The organism is Glaciecola siphonariae, assembly GCF_042652645.1.
In the GTDB taxonomy this organism is placed as follows: Bacteria; Pseudomonadota; Gammaproteobacteria; order Enterobacterales; family Alteromonadaceae; genus Glaciecola; species Glaciecola siphonariae.
Genome location: NZ_JBHSGU010000002.1, coordinates 1,032,620 through 1,047,755 on the forward strand (window position 1 = coordinate 1,032,620; position 15,136 = coordinate 1,047,755).

14 protein-coding genes and 4 tRNA genes are annotated in these 15,136 nt (G+C 44.9%); 16 read left to right on the top strand and 2 right to left on the bottom strand.

The window, feature by feature from the left end; genetic code table 11:
• Positions 1-75 precede the first annotated feature (75 nt).
• From ACFO4O_RS05940 to ACFO4O_RS05990, 11 genes are all read left to right on the top strand, one after another.
• Positions 76-981, top strand: coding sequence for a hypothetical protein (locus ACFO4O_RS05940; protein WP_382406461.1), 906 nt, complete (start codon positions 76-78; stop codon positions 979-981).
• Positions 982-1,385: 404 nt separating this feature from the next.
• Positions 1,386-2,030: a 50S ribosomal protein L25/general stress protein Ctc gene (locus ACFO4O_RS05945; protein ID WP_382406463.1), complete on the top strand. Its 645-nt coding sequence runs from the start codon at positions 1,386-1,388 to the stop codon at positions 2,028-2,030.
• 4 nt (positions 2,031-2,034) lie between these two features.
• Positions 2,035-2,622 (top strand): aminoacyl-tRNA hydrolase, encoded by a 588-nt coding sequence (gene pth / locus ACFO4O_RS05950; RefSeq protein ID WP_382406465.1) that lies wholly within the window; start codon positions 2,035-2,037, stop codon positions 2,620-2,622.
• A gap of 45 nt (positions 2,623-2,667) precedes the next feature.
• Complete coding sequence (gene ychF, locus ACFO4O_RS05955; protein WP_382406467.1) at positions 2,668-3,759, top strand: redox-regulated ATPase YchF; 1,092 nt, start codon at positions 2,668-2,670, stop codon at positions 3,757-3,759.
• A 261-nt stretch (positions 3,760-4,020) separates the two neighbouring features.
• Positions 4,021-5,103 (top strand): hypothetical protein, encoded by a 1,083-nt coding sequence (locus ACFO4O_RS05960; protein ID WP_382406469.1) that lies wholly within the window; start codon positions 4,021-4,023, stop codon positions 5,101-5,103.
• 129 nt (positions 5,104-5,232) lie between these two features.
• Positions 5,233-5,309 (top strand) — tRNA-Met (locus ACFO4O_RS05965).
• Between the two features lie 25 nt (positions 5,310-5,334).
• Positions 5,335-5,419, top strand: a tRNA-Leu gene (locus tag ACFO4O_RS05970).
• A 24-nt stretch (positions 5,420-5,443) separates the two neighbouring features.
• Positions 5,444-5,519, top strand: a tRNA-Gln gene (locus ACFO4O_RS05975).
• A 63-nt stretch (positions 5,520-5,582) separates the two neighbouring features.
• Positions 5,583-5,658: transfer RNA gene (locus ACFO4O_RS05980), tRNA-Gln, on the top strand.
• 175 nt (positions 5,659-5,833) lie between these two features.
• Positions 5,834-6,298, top strand: a complete 465-nt coding sequence (locus ACFO4O_RS05985) for a hypothetical protein (protein ID WP_382406471.1) — start codon at positions 5,834-5,836, stop codon at positions 6,296-6,298.
• 36 nt (positions 6,299-6,334) lie between these two features.
• Positions 6,335-7,753 carry an alanine/glycine:cation symporter family protein gene (locus ACFO4O_RS05990; RefSeq protein WP_382406473.1) on the top strand — a complete coding sequence of 473 codons (1,419 nt, stop codon included), beginning with the start codon at positions 6,335-6,337 and terminating at the stop codon, positions 7,751-7,753.
• A gap of 40 nt (positions 7,754-7,793) precedes the next feature.
• Here ACFO4O_RS05990 and ACFO4O_RS05995 read toward each other — a convergent pair whose 3' ends face one another.
• Both ACFO4O_RS05995 and ACFO4O_RS06000 read right to left on the bottom strand, forming a co-directional pair.
• Complete coding sequence (locus ACFO4O_RS05995; protein WP_382406475.1) at positions 7,794-7,967, bottom strand: hypothetical protein; 174 nt, start codon at positions 7,965-7,967, stop codon at positions 7,794-7,796.
• A 28-nt stretch (positions 7,968-7,995) separates the two neighbouring features.
• Entirely contained in the window at positions 7,996-9,165 is a 1,170-nt protein-coding gene (locus ACFO4O_RS06000) for an FAD-dependent monooxygenase (protein ID WP_382406477.1), read from the bottom strand.
• Positions 9,166-9,679: 514 nt separating this feature from the next.
• Here ACFO4O_RS06000 and miaB point away from each other — a divergent pair.
• The 5 genes from miaB to lnt are packed head-to-tail and all read left to right on the top strand — an operon-like array spanning position 9,680 to position 15,133.
• Positions 9,680-11,107 (top strand): tRNA (N6-isopentenyl adenosine(37)-C2)-methylthiotransferase MiaB, encoded by a 1,428-nt coding sequence (gene miaB, locus ACFO4O_RS06005; RefSeq protein WP_382408251.1) that lies wholly within the window; start codon positions 9,680-9,682, stop codon positions 11,105-11,107.
• Between the two features lie 36 nt (positions 11,108-11,143).
• On the top strand, positions 11,144-12,208 hold the full coding sequence (locus ACFO4O_RS06010) for a PhoH family protein (RefSeq protein ID WP_382406479.1): 1,065 nt from the start codon (positions 11,144-11,146) through the stop codon (positions 12,206-12,208).
• A complete protein-coding gene (gene ybeY / locus ACFO4O_RS06015; RefSeq protein ID WP_382406481.1) occupies positions 12,205-12,717 on the top strand; it encodes an rRNA maturation RNase YbeY in 513 nt (170 codons plus the stop codon). The genes ACFO4O_RS06010 and ybeY overlap by 4 nt, the downstream gene beginning before the upstream one ends.
• Positions 12,718-12,752: 35 nt before the next feature.
• A complete protein-coding gene (gene corC, locus ACFO4O_RS06020; protein ID WP_382406483.1) occupies positions 12,753-13,613 on the top strand; it encodes a CNNM family magnesium/cobalt transport protein CorC in 861 nt (286 codons plus the stop codon).
• A 32-nt stretch (positions 13,614-13,645) separates the two neighbouring features.
• Entirely contained in the window at positions 13,646-15,133 is a 1,488-nt protein-coding gene (gene lnt, locus ACFO4O_RS06025; RefSeq protein WP_382406485.1) for an apolipoprotein N-acyltransferase, read from the top strand.
• Positions 15,134-15,136: the final 3 nt, after the last annotated feature.

Sequence of the window (15,136 nt, forward strand, 5' to 3'; positions counted from 1 at the left end):
ATTATACTAAGGTTGAGATTCCACGCGTACGCTTAGCGGTTCTAAAAACACATCTATTTTGGATAAGTACACATTATGGACAATATGCTCAAAAACTCTGCAAAATACCTCGTTGGTGTTGTCGTATTTTTAATCATGTCAGCGCTTTACTTTTTCGTTCTTTCTGACCGAGCGCCGGCTTTCGACCCGGCCTACGTGATGGAGTTAATTGACGAAAACAAAGCGCTCGAAGTACAGCTTAAAGAGCAAGAGTTTAAAAGTGCAGAATACCTCGCACAAATTACAAGCTTACAAAACACAATAAGCGACAAAGAAACGGTAGTGGAGCAACTTCAAGCAAGTCTAGACGCCCAAGATATTGGCGAAAAGTGCGCGGCTCTGCCACCTTCAGAAGAAATGCTTAAAGTTCAGCAAAACCTGATTGAAACGCAAACTCAATACATTGCGTGTAATGCCAATTTAGCCAAACTGGAGCTTGAATCAGAAGAACTGAAACTTGCCAATGAAACAATGGAAGCGTCTGTGTTTGCCCTTCAGGGTTTCGAATCTGAGTCGTTGCAATTGCAAAGCGAACTTAACGCGGCAAACGAGGAAAAAGCGAAGCTTGAAGTACTCCTTGCAGAACTACAGGCCATGCAGGAAGAATTTCTGGCGGTACTTGAACCTCAAGGCCCGCTGGAGCTTGCATCATTTACCATGACACCGGATTATTGTACGACTCGTTATACCAACGAGTTTGCATGTGTCGAGTCGCTCAATATTGTCGCCACATTCAGCTTTAATCCTAATCAAGAGATGAGGGTAAGCCTGATTGACCCGAATAATGACGTGGTTGCCAGAAAACAAATACAAGCCCGAAGAATTAATCGCTTGGAGTTTGTTACCGAAGAAGGATTGTTAGTGGGTAACTATCAAATTCGTTTTGAAATTGATGATGTCATAAATACCCGCGAGCGGTTCAATATCACCCTACCCCCCTAGACCTCCGCCGAATAATTAGCTAACTGCGTATTTCACTTTACTCGCAACGGGTTGCCTGAAGGCAACCCAAGCTAATTACCGAATTACTTATAATATTGACGATATTGCTCATTAAACAATTGTTTGCACGCGTTCACAGTGATAGAATGCGCCGCCGTTTAAATACGGGCTTACTTTGTGTATTACCTTAGTATTTGTGAAAAGTACGGGAAATATGAGTAATGCACGCGCGATTTACGCGTTACGTCTCGTGATGTGCTTAACGCCACTGAAATAACATGCTTCTGCTATTTTGCAGGCAGTGTTTTAGTGATAAAAAAGCAACAGTCACAAGGCCAAAGGTAAGAAACGAGCATGGCTTGGTCGCAAAGCTATGCAACACAATTTATTTAATGGAGACAATCATGTCTGATGCAATTTTTAACTTGGATGCAAGCGTCCGAACAGACTTAGGGAAAGGTGCGAGCCGCCGCCTACGTCATGAAGGCAAAGTACCTGCAATCCTTTATGGTGCCGGCAAAGAGCCAGTAGCACTAACTTTAGAGCACAACAAAGTAGTTCAAGCGCAAGAGTTTGAAGCGTTCTACTCACATGTTCTTACTCTTAACATCGACGGCAAAAACGTAGAAGCGCTTGTGAAAGACATGCAGCGTCACCCGTTCAAGCCAAAAGTCACGCACATCGATTTCCAACGTGTTGTTGCTGGTGAGAAACTGCACACTAACGTGCCGCTTCACTTCATCAATGAAGACAAAGCACCTGGTATTAAAGGCGACGGCGGCTATGCTGATCACGCTATGCAAGAACTAGAAGTGACCTGCTTGCCAAAAGACCTACCAGAATATATTGAAGTAGATATGGCCGCTGTAGAAATGGGTCAAACGCTTCATATTTCTGACCTTACCCTACCTAAAGGCGTTGAGTCTGTAGAACTAGGTAAAGGTGAAGAGCATGACTTAGCGGTTGTGACCATCAAAGCGCCTAAAGGACCAAGCAAATCTGAAGAAGAGTCTGACGATAGCGCTGGTGAAGAGGCTACTGAGGAATAATCAGTTGTCTGATATTCGTCTAATCGTGGGCTTGGGTAATCCAGGCCCCGAATATCAAAATACACGGCACAACGCAGGTGCCATGCTAGTAGAAAGCTTAGCTTCGTGGTTTAATATTCCATTAAAATACGAAGCTAAGTTTTTTGGTTTTACCGGTCGCGGAATCATTGAAGGTAAAGACATTCGCCTGTTAATACCCACCACGTTTATGAATAAAAGCGGACAAGCCGTTGGCGCAATGTGCACATTTTATAAAGTGCTGCCAAATGAGCTCTTAGTTGCATACGACGAACTTGATTTTGAACCGGGCATAGCAAAATTCAAAATTGGCGGCAGTTCTAGTCAAAATGGTATTCGCGACATCGTTAGGTGCCTCGCTAATCAAAAAGACTTTTTAAGACTGCGAGTGGGGATTGGACATCCCGGTCATAAGAGCAAAGTAACCGGCCATGTTTTGAGTAAAGCCCCTGCCAATGAGCAAGCGCTTATTGAGGGCGCGATTGATGAATCGATTCGCTGCATCCAACTTTTACTGAAACAAGACTTACCAAAAGCGCAACAGCGCCTGCATGCTTATAATGCGGCAAGCTAGTTTCTGATACATTATTTTTGAAAACAAATTTAGAAGGCATTCACCATGGGATTTAAATGTGGCATTGTTGGCTTACCCAACGTAGGGAAATCAACGCTTTTTAATGCACTAACAAAGGCGGGAATAGAGGCGGCCAATTTTCCGTTCTGTACCATTGAACCGAATACCGGTGTAGTGCCCGTACCCGACACACGATTAGACGCCTTGGCTGAGATTGTAAAACCGCAAAAAATCATTCCTACCACTATGGAGTTTGTTGATATTGCAGGCTTAGTGGCTGGCGCATCAAAGGGTGAAGGTCTTGGTAATAAGTTTCTTGCGAATATTCGAGAAACAGATGCTATCGGTCACGTAGTGCGTTGCTTTGACAACGATAATATTGTTCACGTAGCAGGAAAAGTCGACCCGCAAGAAGACATCGACGTAATAAACACCGAGCTGGGGCTTGCTGATTTAGAAACGACCGAAAAAGCTATTATTCGGGTTGGCAAACGCGCAAAAGGCGGAGACGCTGACGCAAAGTTCGAATTAAAGGTACTTGAAAAACTTCTTCCGCATTTAAATGAAGGTGGTTTGCTGCGTGCATTATCGCTAAGCCCTGAAGAATTTAAAGCCATTAGCTATATGAATTTCTTAACGCTTAAACCCACCATGTATATCGCCAATGTGAATGAAGACGGCTTCGAAAATAATCCATATTTAGACATGGTGCGTGCGATAGCAGAAGCTGAAAATGCAGTAGTGGTTAGCGTATGCGCAGCAATTGAGTCTGATATTGCAGAGTTAGACGAAGCCGACAAAGCTGACTTTATGGAAGAGCTAGGTTTAAGTGAGCCTGGCTTAAACCGCGTTATTCGAGCGGGTTACGATTTGCTAACCTTACAAACCTATTTTACTGCCGGCGTTAAAGAAGTACGTGCATGGACCTATCCTCAAGGCTCAACTGCCCCGCAGGCGGCCGGTAAAATACATACCGACTTTGAAAAGGGCTTTATTCGCGCTGAAGTCATTGCCTATGACGACTACACAAACTGTAAAGGTGAGCAGGGCGCTAAAGATGCAGGTAAATGGCGATTAGAGGGCAAAGAATATATCGTTAAAGACGGCGATGTTATTCATTTTAGATTTAACGTGTAGTTTTAAATTGTACCCTTGCCTATAGGGCCTAGCAAAGTTTCAAAAAGTGCTGCAGTTGCGGCACTTTTTGTTTGTGCGCTCATAGGCTCTTTTGTATCGAGCTTTTCATCAACTCGATAAATTAATTTCAATTTTTGTGCAGCACAACAAACCATTTGCACATGAGCGACGTAATTCATAGCAACCTGAAATAAACCACAGTCATTATAGGTCTATTCTATATATTCCTGTTTTAACGTGTGGTGCTATGAACGACGCCTTATGAAAACACCCTTACCATTGTTACCCGGCGAGTCACCCATTCCAAGTGCACCTAACATTGAGCTTGACGATGGTACAAATTGCATTCCTCAGCATTACTTAAGCTATCAGCACACGATTGAGTCAGTGTCGAACATCGTAGCGGAAATTGAGTACGACCAACACTATTTGCTGTTTGTGGACCAAGACAACGGCGGAATATTTTTGCAAGTGGGAATAGTGGGCTTAGACAATTACGTGTGTCCGCAAAAGCAAGACGCGCACAAAATTGTTTATGGGAGGCGCTGGCGCGTTGAGGCCAACCTTCCCTCTTCTGAAATTATACAAACCGCGTTTTTAGCGCTATGTAAAGCGCGCGAACATGAGATTCGGGAATTGGTTAAATGGCGAAACGGGATAAACACCACAACGCCTTTTAGTTGTCATCATGACTTGCCTTTAATGGCGATGTCTTCGTCAACGAAAACACAAATTAATGACAATCAGCAAGCGCAAAGTTTGTCTACCATAAGCAGTCAAAACCAAAGCAGTAAAAATCAAAGCAATCAGCCTCATAATTGTGAGATGAGTGCGCACGAACAGTCGCTCGCTCATCTGTTTTCATCAATTTCCTACGATGGAGCCCTGTTTTCGCTTCAAGGCATTACCCCCATTGACGATACAAACTACTTAATTAAGATTCAGCTGCATGCTCAGGCGATTTGTAAGCTACCAGAAACCCAAAAAGATATGTCATTTTGCTTATTGCTCGAAAGCCTGAACCAAGACCATGTACTTTATGCATTCATGGATAAGTTATTAGCCTTAAGTAATCGCCACGTAGAAGAACACTTTTCTTTTAAAGGTTATACGCGGTTCTCTCGTACAAACAGTATAGAAAAGATTGCTGCCCTGTCGGCGAAAACTCGAAAGCTCGAAACAATAGAGCAGCAGTCTACCTTTAAAGAATTGTTATCTCACTCCAATTATGAAACCGATTCGACGCGGGTACCTAAGCTAAATGCGGGCAAATTAGGCAGAAAACTGCAGCAACAGCTTGCGCTGTTAAACGTTGGCTCTGGCATTTTACCCAGCATAAATTAATTGGATTTTGTTAAGTTTACACCAAGCTTGCTTAGAAACTGCGCAACTAACGGGAATAAAGCAAAAAACGGTTGACGACCCAATCTCGCTTGCGCATAATACGCGCCACTCCGAAATTGAGGGGAAAATGGCTACGTAGCTCAGCTGGTTAGAGCACATCACTCATAATGATGGGGTCGCAGGTTCGAGTCCCGCCGTAGCCACCATTAATTTCGATAGAGTGTCTAAAATGCGGGAGTGGTGGAATTGGTAGACACGCTGGATTTAGGTTCCAGTGCTTCACGGCGTGAGAGTTCAAGTCTCTCCTTCCGCACCATTTTAGAAAGCGTTAGAAAGCGACTGGGGTATAGCCAAGTTGGTAAGGCAGCGGGTTTTGATCCCGCCATCCGTAGGTTCGAGTCCTGCTACCCCAGCCATTTTCTACGTATTGTTAAACGTCTTGGCACGCCCGTGCCGGACGACCGAAGTTTCCTAACGACTGGGGTATAGCCAAGTTGGTAAGGCAGCGGGTTTTGATCCCGCCATCCGTAGGTTCGAGTCCTGCTACCCCAGCCATTTCTTTACGTATTCTTTTTATGATAAAGCACAAATCTTAAAGTTTTTGTTGTGCCGTAGTCTATCCATCGCTATTCTTGAACGCCTCAATTATATAGCGTGAGATCATTTTGTGTTTGTTTACGTTCAGCTGAGCAAAGACTAAAGGTTTCAAAAATAATAAAAGGACTTATTCATGTACGAAGCAACCGAAGCTCAAGCACCTCAAAATAATCAATTCGATGAGCTTATTACTCCCCTTTCCAATACAAAATTTTGGGTAAAACTGTGCGCTATTTTAGGCTTCATCGGTAGCGGCTTTATGCTGCTTTTTGGCCTTCTAATTTTAATTGGAATGGGCGGAATGGCTTCTTTTTTTGGTCAGGAAAATAATGGCTTGGCAGGCGGATTCGGTATTTTTGTGGGGATTATGTATATCGTCCTAGCCGCCATATTTTTTCTACCACCTCTTTTCCTGTTCCGTTACGGCAAAAGCATCAGTAAGGCCGAGAGCTCAAAAAATTATGTTGATATTGTCGATGCGCTCACACACCAAAAGTCTTTTTGGAAGTTCATTGGCATAATTGTCGTGATCTATTTAGTTATTTTTATATTGAGCATTGCCTTAGCAATCATATTACCTGCAATAAACAGCCTTTAATAACGCATAATCACAACGCTGTGATGAGGATATCTTTTGATTAATGAAGTAGTCGGGTTCGTCAACAATATTCTATGGGGCCAAGGCCAAATATTAATATACATGCTGCTCATTGCAGGCGTGTGGTTTACGTTTCGCTTAAAATTCATCCAAATTTTGGATTTTAAGCATATGTTCTCATTGCTTAAAAACAGCAACACCGCAGATAAAGAAGGCATTAGTTCGTTTCAAGCATTGTGTACGAGTTTGTCGGCGCGTGTAGGAACCGGTAATCTTGCAGGCGTCGCGGTTGCCATATCGCTTGGCGGTGCTGGCGCGATTTTTTGGATGTGGGTTATTGCGATACTCGGCATGGCCACAGGCTATGCTGAATCAGTGCTTGGGCAAGCATACAAAATTAAAGATTCTGATGGACAGTTTAGAGGCGGGCCGGCCTATTACATCAAGCAAGGCTTAAAAAACTCTTGGTTTGCGGTGCTGTTTGCCTTGTGTTTATTTTTTGGCTACGGCTTTGTATTTAGCGCGGTGCAGGCGAATACAATCACCGATGCGTTTAACAATAGTTATAACATACCTACCCACTACACCGGGTTGGTCATTGTGCTTGTTGCAGGCTTAATTGTCGTGGGTGGTCTTCGTGCAATCGCCAAATTTGCTGAGTGGATTGTGCCATTTATGGGCATTACTTATGTGTTGGTTGCCATGGTCATTACTATCATCAATATTCAGCTATTGCCCGGTGTCCTTTGGGATATTATTACATCTGCTTTTGGATTACAGGAGGCCGGTGCAGGCGCGTTCGCAGCGGCGGTTAAAAACGGCATTCAGCGAGGGCTCTACTCAAATGAGGCCGGCTCAGGTAGCGTGCCCCAGGCTGCTGCAAGTGCAAGCCCACAACCTAATCATCCAGCCTCTCAGGGCTACATTCAAATGCTTGGCGTATTCTTAGATACGATGATTTTATGTACCGCTACCGCCTTTATTATTCTATTAGGTACCGATACCTCCATCGGGCAAATGGAAGGAATACGACTTACACAAACCGCAATGGAAAATCATTTAGGCGGCATTGGCGCAGACTTTGTGGCCGCTGCCATCGGCTTCTTTGCCTTTACTTCGGTGGTTGCAAATTATGCCTATGGCGAAGCAAACCTGCATATGTTTAAGCTCGATAACAAACCAGGCCGCGCCTTTTTTACGGCCGGTTATCTAGCGATGATCCTATGGGGCTCTATGGCCTCACTGCCAACCGTTTGGGCGATGGCCGATATGGCCCTCGGATTGATGACAGTGGTAAACGTGATTGCCATCGTACTGCTCACGCCCACCATTGTCGCTATCACCAAAGACTATCGTCAGAAACGCCAAGCCGTGGGCGCTATAACCTTTGATGCGAAAGACTGTGAGCTTCAAGGCGAGTTGGAAGAAAACACAATTTGGACAGGCAAGCCATAAGGCTTGCCCTTGGCCAGACCTTGGCTAGACCAAACGAAAGTCAGAAGAGATAAAACAATAGCTGTATCACCATAGCGATAATGATCAGCGGAAGAATAATTCGAGCCATCTTTGATGAGGCTTCATTTGATACTCGCATTCCAGATTTTTCTATCAGCGGCACAATAATAATCAGTGCCAAAAACAATACGCCTAATATCACCAATACATTCATTTCTTAACTCATCCTATTCAAGCAATACCTAAAGACCCATCGCGTACTTAAGCGCTTTGTTCTTTAGAGGACCGGCCTTTTCAGCCGCGCCCAATGCAAAGTTTCGCACTGTTTTTAATACGGTATTGTTGTTACTAAAGGTCGCATATAGCGCGTCCATCGTCGACATCATCAATAAATTTTGCCCACGGCGCGCTTTTTCATATGCGGCAAAAGCATGTTCGAGCTCACCGATACTATGCGCTTGAAGACTTTGGGCAAGTGCCGTAACGTCTTTAAAGCCTAAGTTAACGCCCTGCCCGGCCAAAGGATTTATCGTATGTGCAGCGTCACCCACCAGCACGGCTTTGTGCTTATAGTATCGCGTTGTGTGCATACGTCGTAAACCGAAGCCCGCTTGACTGCAGACTTCAAAATCACCCAAGGTACTCGGAAATTTTTTTACAATGGCTTCCTTGAGCTGTGCGTTGTCCATATTCGAAATAGCGCTTGAGCGCTCGGCGCTGTCGTACCAAACCAGGCTCGCATAATCGTCATGCATGGGCAATAAAGCGACCGGTCCGCTCGGGGTAAATTGCTGCCAAGTCATGTCTTCAATTGCGTTTTTCATTTTAACCAACACAAGGTTGGCGTGCTGAGAATAGTCCCAACCTACTTGGCCGATGCCCGCAACGCTGCGCACCTGCGACTGAGCACCATCTGCGCCAGCAATAAAATGCGCCTGAATATGCTCGCCAGACGCTAACTGCACCAAGCCTTGTTGAACATCAATGCTGCTTGCACTTGAGTTGAATATTGTTACCGATTCAGCAAAGTGCCCTGAGATGCTTTTCAGCAATGCTAGCTGAATGACGCGATTCTCAGCAAATATACCAAGCTGCGGTTCGTCCACATCCTTTGCACTAAACTGGGTTTTTGCAGCTTCGTCTTCCCACACCATGAGTGCATCGTACTTGCGATAGCGCATCGACTTTATTTCATCTAAGGCATGCACACTGCTTAACAAATCGATGCTATGTTTGTTTAAGGCAGACACGCGCAAGTCGGGGCTCTCTTGTGCGTTAAATGGATGCGGTAAATACGGTTCGATTAGCGCTACGCGCATTCCGTTATTGGCTAACACGCAGGCAAGCGCGGCCCCCACCATTCCAGCGCCTAAAATACAGACGTCAAATTCAAGTCTACCTTGTATTGCCAAATCCTAGCTCCTTTTTATTCACAACCCTGCACACTTCTTAAGCGCCCGTCTGGTTCATGGTTCATGATACATGCTTTATTCCCACAAAATGTGCATAGAAACAGTGGGTAAACACCAAGGCAGAGCTGACTTTCAGAGTTAGCATGCAGAGCTGTCATGCAGAGCTCTCTCAATCAACTATTAGGCCTTTATTTATGCTTAGTAAAATGTCTTTCAGCACTTTAATAACAACGTATTCATCTTACTACGTCAGTATGCCATAGGTCGGGTAGTAAGCAACAAATGTGAAGCTTGTATCAGCTTGTTTACTCGATGGATTTTATAGGCCTGCCGATTCGGCATTTTCTAAGTATCGCTACCCTAGCTAATTGCACCTAAAAGCGGTAAAATTGACGGCTATCTTTTGAATCCTGTGTTAGCGAGCGCGGGTGCGTTCAGACGTATTGTAAGAGTCTGTTGCCCGAGCCTCATTAATCACACTACATGTTGTAAACTAATTGATATGAACAAAAATATGGGTAAAAAGCTGTATATCAAAACATGGGGTTGCCAAATGAACGAGTATGACTCGGAAAAAATGGCTGACTTACTTGATGCAACCCATGGCTACACTGAAGCGCAAGAAGCTGAAGATGCAGACGTAATTTTGTTAAACACCTGCTCGATTCGAGAGAAGGCCCAAGAAAAGGTATTTCATCAGCTAGGGCGCTGGAAGAATCTGAAAAAATCAAAGCCGGAGCTTATTATCGGCGTGGGCGGTTGTGTTGCCTCTCAAGAAGGCGCCGAAATAAGAAAGCGCGCGCCTTATGTTGATATTGTGTTTGGCCCACAAACACTACATCGCCTGCCAGAAATGATAAAACAAATTCAAGGCGGTAATAAATCGGTAGTAGACGTTAGTTTCCCTGAAATCGAAAAATTTGACCGCCTGCCCGAGCCACGAGCAGATGGTCCAACAGCATTTGTGTCGATTATGGAAGGATGCTCAAAATACTGTAGCTTCTGCGTAGTGCCATACACCCGAGGCGAGGAAGTCAGCAGACCGGTAGACGATGTACTACTAGAAGTCGCGCAATTAGCATCTCAAGGTGTGCGAGAAGTTAATTTACTTGGTCAGAATGTTAACGCCTTTAGAGGTGAGCATCATGACGGCAGTATTTGCCGCTTTGCCGAATTACTTGAGTTGGTCGCCAGCATCGACGGCATCGACCGCATCCGCTATACCACCTCTCATCCGGTTGAGTTTACCGACGACATCATTGAAGCTTATCGCAATATTCCCGAGTTAGTTGACCACCTGCACCTGCCTGTACAAAGCGGATCAGACCGCATTTTAACGATGATGAAACGTGGGCACACGGCCATTGAATATAAAAGTACCATCCGCAAACTCAAAAAAGTACGACCTAATCTTTGCATGAGCTCAGATTTCATTATTGGTTTCCCGGGAGAAACCCAAGAAGACTTTGAAGCGACGATGGACTTAATAAGCTTTGTTGGTTACGACATGAGCTTTAGTTTTATTTACAGCGCACGCCCCGGTACGCCTGCTGCTGATATTGTTGACGATGTTAGCGAAGAAACTAAAAAGGGGCGTTTGCACATACTTCAACAGCGCATTAATCAAAATGCCCAGCAGATAGCGCGTAACATGCTAGGTACTGTGCAAAGAATATTGGTGGAAGGCACATCTAAAAAAGACGCCGAAGAATTAACCGGACGCACAGAAAATAATCGTGTGGTCAATTTCAAAGGCACCCCCGACATGATCGGTGAGTTTGTTGATGTGGAAGTGACCGATGTATTTAGTAATTCACTGCGCGGTGATGTGGTAAGTCGAGAGTCAGAAATGGGTTTAAGAGTTGCGATTTCGCCCCATAGTATACTCGCCAAGCAACCAAAACCTGACACCTTGGGCGTAATTCAAGTTACCCCAGTATAATTCAGTTAAGTATTTTCATTTTTTTAGGAATCAATATTGAGCAATCTTGTTAGCAATAAAATTGTATTAGAGCCAGAAGACAGTAAGCGTTTAGTTAGTTTATGCGGGCCCTTCGATGACAACATCAAACAAATTGAACGTCGTCTGGGCGTAGAAATTACCTATCGTAATAACCAGTTTAACGTGTTGGGAGACCCTCAACAGGCAAATGGTGCAAGCGAGTTGCTCAAGCTACTATACATAGAGACTCAGCCGGTAAAAGGCAGTATTCCTTCACTGGAGCCGAATCAAGTACATTTAGCGATACAAGAAGCCAAATGCCTTGAGCGAGCCGAGGCCGGCGATTATGGCAAAGAAGTACATATCAAGACAAAGCGTGGCGTAATTAAGCCGCGTAATCCTAATCAGTCTAAGTATGTTGCCAATGTGATTAATCACGACATCACCTTTGGCATAGGCCCTGCTGGTACAGGTAAAACCTATTTAGCGGTAGCATGTGCGGTCGACGCACTTGAGCGTCAAGAAATTAGACGCATCTTGCTCACACGCCCAGCAGTTGAAGCTGGCGAAAAGCTTGGGTTTTTACCCGGTGATTTATCACAAAAGGTTGACCCTTATCTGCGCCCTCTCTACGACGCTCTGTTCGAGATGCTGGGCTTTGAAAAAGTAGAAAAGCTCATTGAGCGTAATGTTATTGAAGTAGCACCTCTTGCCTATATGCGCGGCCGCACGCTCAATGATGCTTTTATTATTTTAGATGAATCTCAAAACACTACCTCAGAACAAATGAAAATGTTCTTAACGCGCATAGGTTTTAACTCGCGAGCGGTGATTACAGGAGACATTACTCAGGTAGATTTGCCCCGCGGTGTGCGCTCGGGCCTACGCCACGCCATCGACGTGCTAAGCGATGTAAACGATATCTCGTTTAATTTCTTTACCGCAAATGATGTAGTGCGCCACCCCGTCGTTGCGCGCATAGTTCAAGCTTATGAAGATTACGACGCAGAGCAAGAAACGATTAAACAAGCTGAAAAGGCAGCGCGCTTAAAACAAGCACAACAAAACGCGCCGCAATCTGGAAACGACAACAGCCAGTGAGCAAGCCCAGCGCAATCTTATATCTGAGCCTAGGCGACGACTTAGAGGCCGTTAGTGCGTCGGACTTGCCCAGCGAGGCAGACTTGCTGGGCGCGGTCGAGGCGGCACTGGCGCATATAAAACACATCCAAAAAAACAAAAGCGTTGTTGAGCAACGCCCATTAGAGCTAGGTATTAGAATTGTGAGTCGCGGTGAATCGCGCGAGCTGAATCACACTTACCGACACAAAGATGCGCCCACCAATGTGCTGTCTTTTCCAGCTGAAACGCCTGATTACGTTGAGTCTGATTACCTTGGCGATTTAGCCATCTGCGCACAAGTCATTCAGCAAGAAGCGCAAGATCAAGAAAAAGAAATAAGCCACCATTGGACACATATGTGTGTGCATGGGCTCTTGCATTTGTTAGGCTACGACCATATAGACGATACGGAAGCACAAGAAATGGAGGCTATAGAAATAGCCATACTAGACGCTTTAGGTATTGACGACCCGTACACAATTCGATAAGTATATAATTTAAACAAGGCAATATTGACAGGAACATGAGCGAAGATAATCCCCCATCTACCAGCGGTTCATCGAACAAAGGTTGGTTAGCAAACCTTCTCCATCCTTTTAAAGGTGAACCGAAAAACAAAGAAGAACTCTCTGAAGTCATTTCTGATGCTCAGCAGCGAGAGCTAATTGACCCGCAAACAAAAGAAATGATTGAAGGCGTCATGATTGTGAGTGAGATGCGAGTGCGAGATATCATGATCCCGCGGGCGCAAATGATCACTATAGACGTTCAACAAAGTGTAGATGAATTTTTGCCGCTTATGCTCGAGTCTGCTCACAGTCGATTCCCGGTCATCAGCGAAGATAAAGACCATATTGAAGGTGTGTTATTGGCAAAAGACTTACTAGCTTATGCTTTTAATGATGAAAAAACCTTTTCGCTTAAAGAAAATCTCCGTGAAGCCATTATTGTCCCAGAAAGCAAACGCGTAGACGTATTGCTGAAAGAGTTTAGGCAGCAGCGCTATCATATGGCGATTGTAGTAGATGAATATGGCGGCGTATCGGGCCTCGTGACCATCGAAGACATACTGGAATTGATAGTCGGCGAAATTGAAGACGAATTTGATGATGACGTAAACGAAAACGACAATATTCGTCCGCTTAACAAGTGCACTTACTCGGTAAAAGCCTTAACGTCGGTTGAAGATTTCAATAAGTTCTTTGAAAGTCATTTCAATGAAGAGGAGTCTGATACGATAGGCGGCGTTGTGTTGCGCGCGTTTGGGCACATGCCCAATACCGGAGAAAAAGTCGAAATCGATAATATTCACTTTGAAGTCACCAACTCTGACAAACGCAAGTTGATGCAGCTTAAGGTATTTTTACCGAACCTGGAGGACTAAAGCTGAATGCCATCTGGCTTTACGCCTGCAGCTTGTTATTAGGCGGCGTACTCACCTTTTCGTATGCGCCCTTCGGTCAGTGGTGGCTGCCATTCGTTGTTTTACCGCTATGGCTAACCCTTGTCGCGAAACACGGTGAGTCTGCATTTAAAACTGGCTGGTGGTTTGGCCTTGGATTTTTTGGTGCGGGTATTTCATGGGTTCACGTTAGCATAGCGACATTTGGCGGCGTGCCGTTGGTTGTTTCGGTTTTTCTGATGCTCGTGCTCTGCAGTTACCTAGCCTTGTTTCCTGCGGTTTTTTCAAGAATATTAAAACAGTATTTCCCCATTGCACTATGGCCCTTAGCTGCACCCGGGCTATGGCTGGCAAGTGAATGGCTTAGAGCAAACTTATTGACGGGCTTTCCTTGGCTGTCAGTGGGTTACAGTCAAACAAATAGTCCATTACAATCCTTATTCCCGCTGATTGGCGAAATTGGCGTTTCAGCACTTATGCTGATGTTTGCAGCCCTTATTGCGAGCAGCGTTGTACTTAAAACTAAACAAAGCATATTCAGTAGTCTCACCGTCACGCTAGTGTTATGCGTAACGGTGTTTATTGCCAAACAATACGTTTGGGTGATGGAAACTGGCGAAACGCGCACCGCCGCATTGGTACAGGGCAATATTGAGCAATCCATTCGCTGGGAGCCAGAACAAGACCGTCCAATTATGGAAAAATACCTCGCTTTGAGTGAACAAGCTTGGGGGGCTGACATTGTTATTTGGCCCGAAGCCGCTATACCTCGTTTAGAAGTGTTGGCAACAGGCTTCTTAAGCGACCTCGACCGCAGCGCTACCTCTCATAATAGTGCGCTTATCACAGGCATTGTTGACGTAAATTTAGAAAACGACCAAGCCTTTAATAAACTGATTGCGCTTGGTTTAGATACCCCTACTGATAATACATCTGTATACCGATACCCCAGCAAGAATGTGTTTAAAAAGCATCATTTATTGCCAATTGGCGAATTTGTGCCTTTTGAAGCGCTACTGCGCCCGCTCGCCCCGATTTTTGATTTGCCCATGTCCTCGTTCTCACGTGGTGATTATGTGCAGGATAATTTAATGGCAAAAGGCATTTTACTTGCTCCTGCCATCTGCTTTGAAATTGCATTTCCATCACAAATTCTAGCCAACATTCGCCCCGAGACAGATGCCATTGTCACGGTCAGTAACGACGCTTGGTTTGGCGATTCGCACGGACCACATCAGCACTTACAAATTGCCCGAGCGCGTGCAATTGAATTTGGCCGACCGGTTTTAAGGGCAACTAATACCGGGCTCACCGCGGCATACGACCATCAGGGTCAAATATTGGGCCGCCTAGCACAGTTCGAAGATGGTGTATTACAGGTCGAATTTCCATTAGTAGAGGGCTCGACGCCCTATTATCGATTTGGAAACGCGCCAATGATGCTTTTGGGCGGCTTAGGCATAAGCCTCGCGCTAAGTATGAGATTTAAGAAGAAGTTTTAAAGA

Excerpts from the sequence above, each read along its gene's own strand:
- ychF (WP_382406467.1), top strand. The coding sequence starts at position 2,668 with ATGGGATTTAAATGTGGCATTGTTGGCTTACCCAACGTAGGGAAATCA.
- ACFO4O_RS05995 (WP_382406475.1), bottom strand. The coding sequence starts at position 7,967 with ATGAATGTATTGGTGATATTAGGCGTATTGTTTTTGGCACTGATTATT.
- ACFO4O_RS05960 (WP_382406469.1), top strand. The coding sequence starts at position 4,021 with ATGAAAACACCCTTACCATTGTTACCCGGCGAGTCACCCATTCCAAGT.
- ACFO4O_RS05985 (WP_382406471.1), top strand. The coding sequence starts at position 5,834 with ATGTACGAAGCAACCGAAGCTCAAGCACCTCAAAATAATCAATTCGAT.
- ACFO4O_RS05940 (WP_382406461.1), top strand. The coding sequence starts at position 76 with ATGGACAATATGCTCAAAAACTCTGCAAAATACCTCGTTGGTGTTGTC.
- ACFO4O_RS05945 (WP_382406463.1), top strand. The coding sequence starts at position 1,386 with ATGTCTGATGCAATTTTTAACTTGGATGCAAGCGTCCGAACAGACTTA.
- miaB (WP_382408251.1), top strand. The coding sequence starts at position 9,680 with ATGGGTAAAAAGCTGTATATCAAAACATGGGGTTGCCAAATGAACGAG.
- corC (WP_382406483.1), top strand. The coding sequence starts at position 12,753 with ATGAGCGAAGATAATCCCCCATCTACCAGCGGTTCATCGAACAAAGGT.